The organism is Alishewanella sp. d11 (assembly GCF_049390205.1).
In the GTDB taxonomy this organism is placed as follows: domain Bacteria; phylum Pseudomonadota; class Gammaproteobacteria; order Enterobacterales; family Alteromonadaceae; genus Alishewanella.
This window is the reverse complement of record NZ_CP186547.1, coordinates 1,843,376-1,857,482: the sequence shown is the minus strand read 5'-3', so window position 1 is coordinate 1,857,482 and position 14,107 is coordinate 1,843,376. Positions and strand designations below refer to the sequence as shown.

The following is a 14,107-nucleotide window of genomic DNA, read 5'->3' as shown; positions in this document are numbered from 1 at the left end:
CAAACATGCCAACAACAGAGAACAAAAAAGTACTATCAGAAATCGAAACCGCCGAGTATATCGGCATGAGCCGGTCTTTCCTGCGTCAATCGCGTATGGAAGGTAACCGCGCTAGCCGTACCCCTGCCCCTCCTTTTGTCAAAATTGGCCGATCGGTTCGGTACATTAAAGACGATCTAGACAAATGGCTAGATAGCTTGCAAAAGCTTGAACATCTAAGCCAATGCGGAGGGACGCATTAATGCGCGATATTTCTTTAAATGTGCAGCAGCTATTTAGCTTGCTGCCTCTGCTTTCTGTTCCGGTAATTCCTGAATCACATTCGGAAGTAGTTCCAGAAACTTCTGGAATTCAAAACGCAGTATTCAGAGGCATTCCAGAAAAATCAAAACGCGAATTCTCAGTATTTACTGGGCGTAGTCAGAAACCTTCTGAAAATGCGTCGTTGACACCACGTGTCATTAACAAGACCAAACCAGATATTCCTGAAATAATTGCCAATATTTCAGAACCCGTTCTGGAAGCAGATATTGCTTTGAACCCGCGTCACATAAAGGGAAGTCTAAGATTCGTTAGGAATATAAACGTTAACGAAATCCTGCGAGTTAATCGGCATAGTAACGCCCTGCCTTTTTCCGTTAACGCAATAATACGAAATTCTTCGGAAGCAGTCGCAACACTGCAAACCGAAAACTCCGTTAACGAACAGCTTCGACGCAAAACGGGATTATTGCCTTCACAGCAGCACAGAAAATCTGTTTTCGGAAATGTGTGCCTACTTTCAGGAGGACGGCACTAATGGATACTTCTACACATATTGAGCAACAGCTAGCATCTAACGACACTATTAACGGTAAAACATTATCGGATAGCGAACTTACTCGATTGAACAAACTCAACGACCTTTTCACTCATACATCAATGGGCGGCAAACACGTTATTGTTTCACGCGGATACGATGGCAGAAATAGCCAGACCTATCAGTTTGAAAATCTCCCAGAGTTTAAAAACAGATTTTTGCACGAACCGCCAATAGCCGGCTTAAATGCTGGTGACGCCTGGTTGAAATGGCATGCCAAAAATTACTGTGAAGACGGAGTGGTTTTTTGTCCTGATAAAACCAAGTGCCTAGACTCACAGTTCAATTTATACAGAGGCTTTGTTAAAACTCCCAAGCAAGGCGATGTATCACTATTTTTAGATCACATAACAAATGTTATCTGTAATGGTGATGTGAGGTCGTCCAATTATGTTTTACAGTTTTTTGCTCACCTACTTCAAAAGCCAGATGAGAAGCCATCTGTTGCTATTGTAATGAAATCAGTTGAAGGAACAGGGAAAGGTGCCTTGATGACACCGTTGATGGAGATTTTAGGTGAGTACGGCATTCAAACTAATGGCAGCAACCTAGTTACTGGTCGCTTCAATTCAACCCTTGCCAATAAGTTACTCGTTTTTGCAGATGAAGTTGATTTAACTGAGCGAAAAACAGCGGATAAACTCAAAGCGCTGATTAGTGAAACGACTATGAATATAGAACGCAAAGGAATTGACCCTGTTCCGGTTGCTAACTACGGCCGCTTTATTTTTGCTAGTAACATGGAGCGAGTACTAAACGCTGGAAGCCGTGAACGCAGATACCTAGTCCTCGAACCCAATCCGGCTTTAGCACAAAACAAAGACTACTTTGACAACTACTTTGCTTGGGTAAAACATGGCGGGGCAGCTTACTTAATGGAATATCTGTTGAACTTAGATATTTCCGAATTTAACCCAAGGCAAGCGCCGGTTACTGAAGCGCTTATAGAAGAGAAACTTAATAACCTCAGCATACCTATGGCGTTTATGTATGAAGAGCTTCAAAAAGATGCTCCGTTCAGGGGTTATGCAAGAGCAACACCGCAAGATTTAATCAACATGTTGTCAGATTTTGCTGCGCTGCGGGGAGAAAAGCCATCAATAGAAACTTGGCGCAGCTCTTTAGGGAAAATGATGCAGACCTTAGATATACAGAGTGTCGGCAGGCGTGGCAGAGATCTGCATTACAACCTATGCAACATCGACAATGTAAGAGCAAGTTTTGCGGCAAAACTCGGGCACAAACCAGAAGAACTATTCTCGTGACCAAACCTGTACCACCTGTACCACTTAGCATACTTGGTACAGGTGGTACAGGTGAACTAAGGTTTTCACTTCCCTGATAACACCTCTCCGTTAAATAAATATCGAATCTTTATCACTTAATCTGTATTGCTCCCAATTTAACTTCGTCGTATGTTAGGCATGATATTTCTATTTTCAGTACACAGGTCGTATATGGATGTAGCGTTTTGTACCATTGATGGTAAAGAATGGATTGCTCAAGATTTTTTCGATTTAGGTGAGGCGGTTTATACCAAACTTAGGCGCAATCTAAAGTGTCCTTCATGCGAGGGTGATGCTTGGTTTAGAAAGGCCAGCTATGGCAATAAAGTACCCCATTTTTGTGCGCACCATGTTGACGGTTGTGGCTATGCGACAACTTACGAACAAATTGGGGAAGGTGACGGTGGAAATGAGTTCCCTGCGGCAAATCCCGACAGCGGTATCATTCTCGATTTAGGTCTAGAGAAAGACTATTCCATCGACGTTAAGCAGCAAGATCCCAATGATATCGATCCACAAGGACAACACCGTGTAGCAACCAAAGTCGAAAATGGTGGAGGAAAGGATTTTCCTGCACATATGACGCTGAAGAACCTACTATATAAACTAGTCCGCTCAGACAAACTCTACTTTTCAGAGTCAAAAGTCTTCATTCCGAATAGCCCTGTACAAGGCTTACCTGAAATTGCAAAAGACCTATTCGTAAACGTCAAAGACATTAATGAAAACCTGAGAGACAAAAACCGTATTTTTTGGGGCTTTATAAGTGATGCGGGATATACCGCTGATGGTAAGTTGTGGCTTAACGCAGGTAGCCGAAATGACGGGCTAAGCGTTTCAATAAACCCCGAAATTGCAGATGAGTTCAGGCGGTATTTCAAAGTTGAAGGATCTTTGGATAACCTTGCAGGGTGCCATGTTTTGGTTATAGGAAATTGCTACTTCGCAGCTTCAGGCAAACCAGTAATTTGGTGTGGTCAGTTGGACTACATAGTCCTTCGACGCTATAAATCCGACTTGGGTATTAGCTGACGTAATAGCAATAAAAATACAAAAATCAGCTAAATGACATGTTGATGTTTATCAGTGACTCACATTAAGGCAAAATCGTTGGAATATCTGCTAGAGGAAATAAAATGAATACAAATGATTTTGAAGATATTAAAAAAGAAATAAAGACAACATTTTTTTCTAGATATTTTTCGTCAAAAAGACTGTTAAGACTTCACAAGCTCTCTTTACTCGCCCTAACGACAGCATCTACTTCATTAATCACTACGTCTTTGATATTAAAATACATGTCCTGTTCCTTAATAAAGTCTAACGGCTATGAGCTGTCCCAAATAATGGGTTCAATTCTTATCCTCATAATATCAATTATCATAACGTTCGCGGATTATCCGCTTAAATCTGAGAGAATGAGAAATAGTGCTGACAAATTAAGTAAGATCCACAAGAAGCTGAGACTTATTACTTTCAGTTCTGATACCGAAAAAGAGATAAAGGTTTTATATAACGAGTATATGGATGCTGTAGCTGGTGAAAACCATTCACAATGGGACTACATCAATGGACGACGCGATAGAAAGTTACAAGAGGGCTCCAAAGATACTCATATTGGCTGTTTCAAGTTAGCTTGGAACTTCAAAGTTGAAGCATCTTTAATACTTATTGTAGCTGTCTCAATATCAACTATTATCTGGGCGGCCACTGTATGCCTATGTTAAACGGGTATAGCCCTGAATCCCTGGAAAAAATTACTACTCTTCATGAAGTAATCAAGTACAGGTTAGGACGTAACAGGGATGAGATCAGGCAAAACTTATCTACTGTTTCCTACGCAATTAGTGACCCAAACTTTGACTTCCCAGAATTAAGAGTAAAACAAATTGGGGCTAAATTTCTATTTAGTACTGATTCGATAAACGACCATCTAGCTCTGAAAGCTCTGGATAGATCAATAAGATCTATCTACCAGGTTAAATTCAGTGATAAGTCATCGATTGTAAAGTGCATGATCACCGCACTAAACGATTCAAGCTTAAACGGCATTTCAAGAATCGACTTTAAATCGTTTTTTGAAAACATCCCTAGAGCTAAATTAATTAAAAAGCTCATTGACGATTCAATATTGAGCCAAGAGCTACTTTCTACCTTAATTAAAATTGACAGGAAACTGGATAACGAAGGATACAGGGGCCTACCTAGAGGTCTATCTATCAGTTCTACACTCTCAGAGCTATATTTGAGAGATTTTGACAGGCATATGAAATCTCATTGGAGCACATATTACTATGCAAGATACGTAGACGACATAGTCTTGATATCAAAAAGCCAAGAGCACTCTGCTGCTGAGCTCTACAAAAGAACTGAAGAACTACGAATTGATCTAAATCTTGAGAAAAGTTATCACGAGAAAGATTTTAACGAATTCTCGTTTGATTATCTTGGTTTTAAATTCGAAAAATTGAAAGAAAAGCTTTTTATTTCTATCAGTGACAAAAAGATGTCTAAGATAAAAACTAGAATAGTGAAAGCCATACTCAGTTTTGGGAAAAATAAAAATTCAGAACTATTAAAGAAAAGGATTTTATTTCTAACATCAAATCACAGAATCACTATAAATGGAGAAATCTCAGATCTAAAGTCAGGCATTTATTACACAAATTCCGTAGTTAATAAATTCCAGTGTCTTTCTGAGCTTGACACTTTCTTGCGAAAAAGCCTTACATCGAAAAAACCATTTTTTAGTAATCACCTAAAAACGCTAAAAAAAGAAACAAAAGATGAAATACTAAAAATGAGCTTCTTTAAAGGTTTCATTGATAAAAAAACAATACCTTTACAAAAGGATGATTACATAAAAATAAAGGAATGCTGGAACGATGAAAAAAATTAATTTAAGCAAGAATGACTTTTCCAGAATAATACTCACTGATGTCCATCCATATGAACTCCCATTTATAATTACCAATGAAGGCTTTTACAGGAAAGTAAAAAATAAACAAACCGGCATTTTTCAAGAGTTATTTGATGGAGAGTCTATACTAAAACCTTTTGAGTTCAGGATTACTAAAGACAACGACTCATTTAGAAATCTGAGCTTGATTCATCCTTACTCTCAGATAGAAATGGCAGATTTTTACAAAAAATACAAAGACTTAATTCTATATTTTACCAGCTTAAGCAGGATATCTCTTCGACATCCAGATAGCGTCTCAATGTATTACATATCTCTGGAAGAAAAAAACAATGACAATCCAGCTTATGTAGATGAAAGTGTTGATATTGAGCCTAACAACGATGAAGATCACTCAATTGAAGACAATAGTTCAAATTCTTACGCAAGCTCTTTTTTTTCATATAAAAAGTTTTCTTTTTTGTATAAATTTTATGATTCCTATGAAATGCACAGACTTGAGAGGAAGTTTGGAATACTTTGCAAACAAGATATCTCAAAGTGCTTTGAATCAATAAATTTAGATGCAATACAGTGTTTGATACGAGACGAGGAGTCCACTAGAAAGAATGCGATTCGAGAATCTGCATTTGAGAGAGAATTTACAAAGATAATGTCTAAGTTAAATTTCGGAAGGCCTAGCGGTGTAGTAATTGGCCCCGAGTTTTCAAGGATATTTGCGGAAATCATCCTGCAACAGATTGACTGCAGAATTGTAGAAAAGCTTAAGAATAATAATCTTACTCTTGAAAAGGACTACTCTATAAGACGCTATGTAGATGATTACTTCATATTTGGCAACAAAGAAGACGTAATCTCTGTAATTGAAAAAGTAATCAAAGAAGAGCTATACGCTGTAAAGCTTTTCCTTAATCAATCTAAGCGTGAGCAATTTAAAAGACCCTTTGTTACTGGAGTGACAAAAGCAAAAATAAGATTGAGAGAGCTGTTTGATCCCTTTGCCAGCTCAATTGCAGCAAATGAAGAAGGAGAGATAGCTTTAGATAGGTTTTATTCTGAATTCAATTATAAAAAAATATCTAACGATCTAATATCGAAAATAAAAATAATCGTTAGTGATTATGATATTGGATACGAGTCAATTACTGGTTATTTCTTTTCAGTTATAAGATCGATTTTTAGAAAGCTGTCTGATGCTCTTTCTCATATTGACACATGTAAAAACAGTGAGTTACTAGCACGGTTTCTTTATGTCCTACTAGACCTTTCCTTCTTTGTTTACTCAATGGATAAAAGAGTAAGATCGACGTTCCTTATTTCTCAGTCGCTAATTGAACTCTCCAAATTTATTGGAAAGCTAAGTTATTACTCAGAGTACTTAGTGACTAGTAAAATACTTAGTGAAGCTAAACGTATAGCAGGCGAATCACCAGAGTATCTTGCTGGCGTTGAGCAACTTAATTTAGCGATTGCGTTAAGTGAAGTTCAAACTACAAATAGGATATCGAGCAATGAGATGAAAACGCTGATAGGCATCAACTCTGGTAAAAAAATGAATTATTTTCAGATAGTTGTCGCGCTGTATGTTGCTAAAGACTTACCAGACTACCAAGAAATAAAAACACTAGCATTTAACGAAACTCTCAGTATTGTAAGAGGGTTCGAAGACAATCCAATAGACTCACAAAAGACTCATCTATTGTTTGATCTCCTGACTTGTCCATATATCACAGATGAAGAAAAGTACGACGCATTGAAAGTTGCTTTTCCATCCAAGGCTACAGAAAAAATAAGCGAATATTTTCTTCGTTTATCGGACAATTCTTGGTTCGTAGATTGGGGCGAGATTTCTATTGAGCGACTACTGATGAAAAAGGAGTTGCGATTAGCTTATTAAGACATTATCTTGTTTTTACGTGGGCTTGAGAAATATACAGCTTTGCTGAGTAGATTAACTACACACACACACTAAAGATACTCAAGCCCACATCTCCAATTCACTTCGGTATTGCATTCACTTCCGCTACACAGACGCTACATCAAGAATTGCTAGAAATAAAAAAAGGCCTCGCTTTTCAGCTAAGACCTTGATTTATATGGCGCACCCATCAGGATTCGAACCTGAGACCTCTGCCTCCGGAGGGCAGCGCTCTATCCAGCTGAGCTATGGGTGCAACCGATGCACTTTTAGTGCAGCGCGCATTATAGACAGGCTTTACCGCTAAGTCTATTGCTAGCCCGTCGCTTTTTTAGGCAAACGATTAAAATCACTAGAAATCACTCGACCTTGCTAGGCGCGCTGGGGGCTAGGTAGCTGCTTTTAGAAGCGGGGAGCTCGAAAAATTAGCCTTTTATAGGTAAAAATTTGCACTTGCTAGGCTTTTGTCTTAATTTGTTGGCACTTGGTTGCAAAGCACCGTATTTCGCCAATTTTTTTGGCATACTCTGCTATCCAACCCTGCGGCAACGCGGCCTGAAAATAACAATAGCTATCGGTAACCTATCCACGGAGAAAAAAATGATGCGTAAGACCCTACTCGCTTCGGCGATTGGTGCAGTACTTAGCTTAAGTGCCTGCTCTGACAATACCGCCCCTGTGCAACAAGCTAATCAAGCGGAGGCTCCTGCCGCCGCCTCTACGGAAGCCACTGTGACCAATCCTTTTTTCCAAAAAAGTACTTTAGCGTTTGAAGCGCCTAATTTTACTGAAATTAAAGACGAACACTTTCTGCCTGCTTTTGAAGAAGGTATGAAGCTGCATATGGCGGAAATCGAAGCCATCGCTAATAATCCAGAACCTGCTACGTTCGATAATACCTTTGTGGCGATGGAAAAAAGTGGCGAACTGTTAACCCGCGTTTCACGCGTGTTTTATAACCTGACCGGAACAGACAGCAACGAAGAGCGCCGCAAAATTCAAACTGAGTTGGCACCGAAAATGGCAGCACACTCAGACAATATCAATCTTAACCCGCAGTTATTTGCCCGTATCGAAAGCGTGTTTAATGCCCGTAACGATCTGAACCTCGACGCTGAGTCTAAACGCTTAGTCGAAGTTTACTATGAGCGTTTTGTGCGTGCCGGTGCCAAATTAACGGAAGAGCAAAAAACCGCTATTCGCGCACTAAATGAAGAACATTCAAATTTAACCAACCGTTTTGGTCAAAATTTGTTAGCAGAAACCCGCAATATCGCCGTAATTGTTGATACGGCAGAAGAGTTAGACGGTTTATCAGCCTCACAAATTACAGCTGCAGCAAACGCCGCAACAGCACGTGGTCATGAAGGCAAATACTTACTGAATATCACCAACACCACGCGCCAGCCCATTTTAACCTCACTCAATAACCGTGAGGTGCGTCAGCGCGTTTGGGAAGCGTCAGCCTACCGTGCTCAATCTGGCGATAACGATAATACCGCTATTGTGGCCCGTTTAGCACAATTACGTGCTGAGCGCGCTAAGTTACTCGGCTACGATAACTGGGCTGCATATACTTTAGAAACTAACATGGCGCAAACTCCGCAAGCGGTATATGACATGTTAGGCTCTATGCTCCCTGCTGTAGTTGCTAATACTCAGCAAGAGCAAGCGGCAATTCAAGCGATGATCCGTGAAAAAGGCGGCGACTTCGACGTACAGCCATGGGATTGGGAATACTACGCTGAATTTGTGCGCCAAGCCAAATACGACTTAGATGAGAACGAAGTTAAGAAATATTTCGAATTTAACCGTGTTTTAAAAGACGGTGCTTTCTATTACCTGAATCGTTTCTATGGTGTTCGGTTTGAGCCGCGTCCTGATTTACCGGTTTATCACCCAGATGTCGAAGTGTATGAAGTCTTTGATGCCGATGGCACTAGCATTGCCTTGTTCTACGCCGATTATTTTGCTCGTGAAGGTAAACGTGGCGGCGCTTGGATGAGTGCTTTTGTTGGCCAGTCGCACCTGACAGGTCAAAAACCGGTGGTAGTGAATGTGATGAACATTCCAAAGGCACCTGAAGGTAAACCAACTTTAATCAGCTACGACCATACTACGACCATCTTCCACGAGTTAGGTCACGCGGTACACGGTATATTCTCGAATGTGAAGTACCCTACGCTTGCAATGACATCAGTGTCGAGAGATTTCGTTGAATTCCCATCAACCTTCGAAGAAGATTGGGCGCAGCACCCTGAAATCTTGGCTAATTATGCCAAGCATTATGAAACAGGCGAGCCGATCCCTGCCGATTTGTTGGATAAAGTGATCCGCTCACGTAGTTTTAACCAAGGTTTTGATACCTTAGAGTATGTTTCTGCTGCCTTATTGGATATGGATTGGCACACGCTACCAGGCGATGCCCCGCTACAAGATCCAAAAGCCTTTGAAGCGGCCTCGTTGAAAAAGCATGGCGTAGACTTAGCGGCTGTGCCGCCACGTTATAAGTCGAATTTCTTCTCCCACTCGATGGGCGGTGGTTATGCTGCCGGTTACTACGCTTATATGTGGAGTGAAATTTTAGCCGCAGATGCGTTTGCGCATGTACAAAAGAACGGCGGTTTAACACGCGAGAATGGTGATCACTACCGTAAAAACATCCTGTCAGTAGGTAACTCACGCCCAACCATGGAGTCTTACAAAGCCTTCCGTGGTCAAGAGCCAACTACAGACGCGCTGTTAATTCGTCGTGGTTTAAAAACTAAGATTGATTAATGGCTTTAGCGCTGCAGGCTTTGCTTGCTGCGCTAAAATGTCGATCTCATATTGATTAATATAAAAAAGCCTCTGTTTTGCAGAGGCTTTTTTTATTGCAGAAGATCACAAGCTAACCAGCAGCCTCAATCACCCGCAACTTGCATTTGGCTGATCAACACAGAGCCCGTTAATACCCCGCCACGGCGATCAACATCATTGCCAATCGCCACAATGTTCATAAACATATCGGCTAAATTGCCCGCGATGGTAATTTCAGCAACAGGGAATTGGATCTCGCCATGCTCTACCCAGAAACCGCTAGCACCACGCGAATAATCCCCCGTTACCGTATTCACACCTTGCCCCATTAGCTCAGTGACCAACACGCCCTTACCCATTTGACGGCATAATGCAGCTAGATCGTCATTGCCATGCTGAACTAACCAGTTGTGAATACCTCCAGCATGCCCAGTACTTGCCATGCCTAACTTGCGGGCGGAGTAACTGGTTGTCAGGTAAGTATTTAACACTCCCTTATCAATCACGACTAAATCCCGAGTCTTCACCCCTTCGCTATCAAAGGGGCTCGAGGCTAACGCTTGCTTTAAATGCGGCTGCTCAGTAATCGTCAGCTGCGGCGCCATAATTTGCTGGCCCACTTTATCCAGTAAAAAGCTCGATTTACGATAAATGCTGCCACCACTAATGGCGGAAACTAAATGTCCGAACAGGCCACTGGCAATATCAGCACGGAAAATAACCGGGACCTTTTGCGTTGGCACCTTACGAGCCCCAAGCCGTGCCACCGTCTCTAAGGCTGCCTCGCGACCAATTTGCAGCGGATTCAGTAAGTCGGCATAACGGCGTGCCACGGTAAAGCTGTAGTCACGCTGCATATCGTCGTCTTGTTCACCGATGACGACGCAGCTAAAGCTATGGCGTGAACTCGGATAGCCAACCAACTGACCATGGCTATTACCATAGACTTTTAAGCCTTGGTGTGTCGAAAAAGATGCACCTTCCGAGTTGGTAATACGGCTATCTACCGCAAAGGCCGCGTCTTCTGCGCTAGCACAGAGCGCTATCGCTTGTTCAGTACCAATACTATCGGGATAGTATAAATCGAGCTCTGGCGGATTAAACTCTAACCAATCCGCATCTGCCACCCCGGCATGCGGATCTTCTGAGGTATAACGCGCAATATCCGCAGCGGCTTCTACAGTGCGCTTTAAGGCTTCTGGACTTAAATCAGCCGTAGAAGCCGAACCTTTGCGCTGACCAAAATACAAACTAATGCCTAAACCACCATCTTGGTTAAACTCAACGGTTTCCACTTCGCCATGACGGGTTTCGACACTTAAGCCACGAGTGCGGCTCATCGAGGCTTCGGCACTGCTGGCCCCTAATCTTTTGGCATGCGCCAGCACCTGACTGACGGCTTCTTTTACTTCAGCGATTTCTTGTTGGATACTCGGTTGCTGCTGCATAAATACTCTTACCTTACTATCAATGTGCTTAGCTTATCATAGTCAAACAAAGGCTGCTGCTTGCTCTGCTGCGTTTAGTGATATACTAGTGCTATAAAGTTAATGAAGAAGCAGAGTTATGACAGATACTGAATTTAAATACGGCGACAGTAAGTGGTTAGAGCAACCTGATCACATCAGTAAAAGCCAAATTAAACGCGAAATGCATGCCTTACAGGCATTAGGTGAAGAATTAATTGCGTTAAGCCCAGCGGCTCGCGCTAAGATCCCCTTAGACGACGAGTTAAAAGACGCCTTGGAATTAGCCGATAAGCTGGCAAAAAAACGTGAAGCCTTGCGCCGGCATATTCAATTCATTGGCCGCTTAATGCGCGAGCGTGAAGACCAGTTAGAGCCGATTGAACAAGCCCTGGCCATCATTCGCAATACCAATCAGGCCGCTACGCGGCAGTTTCATAAGGTCGAAAGCTGGCGTGATCGCTTATTAGCCGATAACGATGCGGTGACGGCTTTTGTTGCAGAGTATCCAACGGCGGATGTCCAACAGTTACGGCAGCTGATTCGCAATGCTAAAAAAGAACAAGAAAAACAACAGCCGCCTAAAGCGTTTCGTGAGTTATTTCAGCTGATTAAACCGCTGATTATCACAGAGTAGCCTGCCATAGCCGCCAGCGTGTTTTGCTATTTTCTCTCCGTAGTATCACAGTCACATCCAACTGGTGTGACTGCGCTCTGCCTGATAAAGGCTGTAGTTAGCAATACGCTGCGCATCCTCAACAGGCATATAAGGTATGGTTAAGCTGCCTGCCGCATAGCTTAAGGATAAATGCTGTAATCCCGCCTTTATCATCAAACCATGTTGATGCGTCGTCAATTGTTGTAGTTTAAAGATGGGCACACAGTAATAATCCACACCAATAACACCCTGCCTCACATACAAATAGGTTGCATCAAACGCATAGCCAAAACGACGCCAGCGCAGCACAAAAAGCAGCACCAACACCAGTACTCCTAATGCACTCATTAAAGCGTAATGCGGCGCTGTAAACAAAAACAAATATTGGCTTAGCAAGCATAATGGTAAGCAAAAAAAGATAAGCGGGGCCAATAAGTAGCGCCAGTTTACGGAGTTAAAGCTGCAATGCTGGAGTTGATTGTCTGGATATACACCGTTGAGTAAAGCCCAAACTTGCTCTTGCTCCAATGATGGCACCTTGATTTTGCCATGCTCGGCACTTTCTTGGTATTCAGATAAAGCCGTTTGTACTTGCTCATAATGCGCGTTACAGCGGCCTAGCAGTTTATCTAACCAATCTTGATTAATTTTGAACCATTGCAGACGTGATAACTGCATACTGATTTCATGGCGTGTCAGTAAACCGCTGCGCCTGAAATAACGATCACCGTATTGCCATAATTGAAACTGATAATAGCTCAGAACGGAAAAGGTAATAGAAGCCAAGGTAATCACGAGCATAATAAACATGGTTAAAGCCAGCGCAGCCAACCCAAGCCAAAACCAAGATTGTGCATGCGCTGTCAGCCATTGATCTGGATCCACCCCAAAGCCTTGCAGCATATCGATGACCCAGGTTGTGATGGGGTTATAGAAAGGCGCAGCCAGCCCCAACACCAGCATCACCCTGTTATTACTGATACCGTAGTAAATCAAATCTTTTACTGATCGCTCGCACAGTAAATTACCCTCAACGGCAACAGGCGGGGTAGTACTTCCCTGCGTTACCGCTGCACCGCTCTCTGCTGGTACCGCCACTCTGGCCTGATAAATGGCTTGCTGTAAAGCTTCCGCGAGTGGTCTTGACAATGCAGCCAGCGTCGCTTCTTGTTCGTTTGAGCCTGCAGTATCAAGGACAACACATACTTGATCGGTAAAACGGTAATAAAGTGGCTGCAGTAAACGCACGTTTTGAATACGATGAAAAGGCAGGTTAAGTTGTTTTTTACGCAATACCCCCGAGTGAATCTCAACTGAGTCGGCAGTGATCCGAAAACGAAAGGTCCAATAATATAAAAAACCTAACACCGACAGTATCAATGCCACCCCCACTAGCGCAATAGCAAAATACCCTGGGTAGCGCTGAATACCTTGGTAAAAGACTAACAGCATGGGTGCCAAAAAACTGATATTGCCAAAAACAGTTTTAAATAACCCCAAACTAAAATACACCAACGCAATAGCGGATACTCTTTGCCAATGTTGCAAGGTTAACAATGGACTAGCGGGCTGCGGTTGTTCGAGATAGTCCTGCTCAATCATGACGCAAACCTGCTTTATGCTCTAAAATCAACTGCCGAATACTCTCTGCTGTAGCCAAAGTTACGCCTGGGATTTCAAAAGTTTGAGTCGCCCCCCCTGCACTAAAAACTTGTAAGGTGGTTAACCCTACTTTTCGTTCTAAGGGGCCTTGTTTTAACTCGATATGCTGAATTCGTAAAATAGGTTGAGTCACACATTTTCGGAAAAAAATACCACTGCGAAAACTTAAGTCGTGTTGCCGTAACGCATAAGCTTGCAGCGGAATAGCATAATAGTCATATACCAAGTTCACAATAGCGCCGCTTGTTATCGCTAAACCGCCCCACCATACAACATGACTTAGGGTTTGCGGGAGGGACCAAAAAGGTTGTAGCCATATGGCTAACCAAAGCGCAGTTAAAATAAGGATGGCTATGCTATCCACCCAAAGCGTCAGCGAGCGATAGTTAGGGGATAAAACTTGCCATTCTAGAGTGGCTAACTGTGGTAAGTCAGCTACACAAAGCGGTAGATTTTGAAACGTATCTTGGTTCATACACGATGGACTCTCTTGCTAACCTGCCACAATCAATGTTACACAAAATTAAACATAGCAACAA

Annotated in this window: 12 protein-coding genes and 1 tRNA gene; 9 read left to right on the top strand and 4 right to left on the bottom strand. The window is 42.2% G+C overall.

Annotation, left to right across the window (positions count from 1 at the left end; all coding sequences use genetic code 11):
* The first annotated feature begins 5 nt into the window (after positions 1-5).
* The 7 genes from ACO1PK_RS08375 (at position 6) to drt3b (ending at position 6,962) form a co-directional block, all read left to right on the top strand.
* Positions 6-242, top strand: a complete 237-nt coding sequence (locus ACO1PK_RS08375) for a helix-turn-helix transcriptional regulator (protein ID WP_423185192.1) — start codon at positions 6-8, stop codon at positions 240-242.
* Positions 242-799, top strand: coding sequence for a hypothetical protein (locus tag ACO1PK_RS08370; protein ID WP_423185191.1), 558 nt, complete (start codon positions 242-244; stop codon positions 797-799). The genes ACO1PK_RS08375 and ACO1PK_RS08370 overlap by 1 nt, the downstream gene beginning before the upstream one ends.
* A complete protein-coding gene (locus ACO1PK_RS08365) occupies positions 799-2,124 on the top strand; it encodes a primase-helicase family protein (RefSeq protein ID WP_423185190.1) in 1,326 nt (441 codons plus the stop codon). Before ACO1PK_RS08370 ends, ACO1PK_RS08365 begins: the two co-directional genes overlap by 1 nt.
* Before the next feature lie 192 nt (positions 2,125-2,316).
* Positions 2,317-3,177, top strand: coding sequence for a hypothetical protein (locus ACO1PK_RS08360; protein WP_423185189.1), 861 nt, complete (start codon positions 2,317-2,319; stop codon positions 3,175-3,177).
* 104 nt (positions 3,178-3,281) lie between these two features.
* Entirely contained in the window at positions 3,282-3,872 is a 591-nt protein-coding gene (locus ACO1PK_RS08355; RefSeq protein WP_423185188.1) for an SLATT domain-containing protein, read from the top strand.
* Positions 3,860-5,044 carry an antiviral reverse transcriptase Drt3a gene (drt3a, locus tag ACO1PK_RS08350; RefSeq protein ID WP_423185187.1) on the top strand — a complete coding sequence of 395 codons (1,185 nt, stop codon included), beginning with the start codon at positions 3,860-3,862 and terminating at the stop codon, positions 5,042-5,044. Before ACO1PK_RS08355 ends, drt3a begins: the two co-directional genes overlap by 13 nt.
* Positions 5,031-6,962, top strand: coding sequence for an antiviral reverse transcriptase Drt3b (gene drt3b / locus ACO1PK_RS08345; protein ID WP_423185186.1), 1,932 nt, complete (start codon positions 5,031-5,033; stop codon positions 6,960-6,962). The genes drt3a and drt3b overlap by 14 nt, the downstream gene beginning before the upstream one ends.
* 200 nt (positions 6,963-7,162) lie before the next feature.
* Here drt3b and ACO1PK_RS08340 read toward each other — a convergent pair.
* Positions 7,163-7,239, bottom strand: a tRNA-Arg gene (locus ACO1PK_RS08340).
* Positions 7,240-7,586: 347 nt separating this feature from the next.
* Here ACO1PK_RS08340 and ACO1PK_RS08335 point away from each other — a divergent pair.
* Complete coding sequence (locus ACO1PK_RS08335) at positions 7,587-9,761, top strand: M3 family metallopeptidase (RefSeq protein WP_423188184.1); 2,175 nt, start codon at positions 7,587-7,589, stop codon at positions 9,759-9,761.
* A 125-nt stretch (positions 9,762-9,886) separates the two neighbouring features.
* Here the strand turns inward: ACO1PK_RS08335 and pmbA are convergent, their stop codons facing one another.
* Positions 9,887-11,230: a metalloprotease PmbA gene (gene pmbA, locus ACO1PK_RS08330; protein ID WP_423185185.1), complete on the bottom strand. Its 1,344-nt coding sequence runs from the start codon at positions 11,228-11,230 to the stop codon at positions 9,887-9,889.
* A 118-nt stretch (positions 11,231-11,348) separates the two neighbouring features.
* Between pmbA and yjgA the strand changes: the two genes are divergently transcribed.
* Entirely contained in the window at positions 11,349-11,885 is a 537-nt protein-coding gene (gene yjgA, locus ACO1PK_RS08325; protein WP_423185184.1) for a ribosome biogenesis factor YjgA, read from the top strand.
* A gap of 51 nt (positions 11,886-11,936) precedes the next feature.
* Here yjgA and ACO1PK_RS08320 read toward each other — a convergent pair whose 3' ends face one another.
* Both ACO1PK_RS08320 and ACO1PK_RS08315 read right to left on the bottom strand, forming a co-directional pair.
* Positions 11,937-13,508 (bottom strand): PH domain-containing protein, encoded by a 1,572-nt coding sequence (locus ACO1PK_RS08320; RefSeq protein ID WP_423185183.1) that lies wholly within the window; start codon positions 13,506-13,508, stop codon positions 11,937-11,939.
* Positions 13,501-14,043 (bottom strand): PH domain-containing protein, encoded by a 543-nt coding sequence (locus ACO1PK_RS08315; protein WP_423185182.1) that lies wholly within the window; start codon positions 14,041-14,043, stop codon positions 13,501-13,503. Before ACO1PK_RS08315 ends, ACO1PK_RS08320 begins: the two co-directional genes overlap by 8 nt.
* Between the last annotated feature and the right edge of the window lie 64 nt (positions 14,044-14,107).

Excerpts from the sequence above, each read along its gene's own strand:
- pmbA (WP_423185185.1), bottom strand. The coding sequence starts at position 11,230 with ATGCAGCAGCAACCGAGTATCCAACAAGAAATCGCTGAAGTAAAAGAA.
- ACO1PK_RS08360 (WP_423185189.1), top strand. The coding sequence starts at position 2,317 with ATGGATGTAGCGTTTTGTACCATTGATGGTAAAGAATGGATTGCTCAA.
- drt3b (WP_423185186.1), top strand. The coding sequence starts at position 5,031 with ATGAAAAAAATTAATTTAAGCAAGAATGACTTTTCCAGAATAATACTC.
- ACO1PK_RS08365 (WP_423185190.1), top strand. The coding sequence starts at position 799 with ATGGATACTTCTACACATATTGAGCAACAGCTAGCATCTAACGACACT.
- ACO1PK_RS08375 (WP_423185192.1), top strand. The coding sequence starts at position 6 with ATGCCAACAACAGAGAACAAAAAAGTACTATCAGAAATCGAAACCGCC.
- yjgA (WP_423185184.1), top strand. The coding sequence starts at position 11,349 with ATGACAGATACTGAATTTAAATACGGCGACAGTAAGTGGTTAGAGCAA.
- ACO1PK_RS08335 (WP_423188184.1), top strand. The coding sequence starts at position 7,587 with ATGCGTAAGACCCTACTCGCTTCGGCGATTGGTGCAGTACTTAGCTTA.
- ACO1PK_RS08320 (WP_423185183.1), bottom strand. The coding sequence starts at position 13,508 with ATGATTGAGCAGGACTATCTCGAACAACCGCAGCCCGCTAGTCCATTG.
- ACO1PK_RS08355 (WP_423185188.1), top strand. The coding sequence starts at position 3,282 with ATGAATACAAATGATTTTGAAGATATTAAAAAAGAAATAAAGACAACA.
- ACO1PK_RS08370 (WP_423185191.1), top strand. The coding sequence starts at position 242 with ATGCGCGATATTTCTTTAAATGTGCAGCAGCTATTTAGCTTGCTGCCT.
- drt3a (WP_423185187.1), top strand. The coding sequence starts at position 3,860 with ATGCCTATGTTAAACGGGTATAGCCCTGAATCCCTGGAAAAAATTACT.
- ACO1PK_RS08315 (WP_423185182.1), bottom strand. The coding sequence starts at position 14,043 with ATGAACCAAGATACGTTTCAAAATCTACCGCTTTGTGTAGCTGACTTA.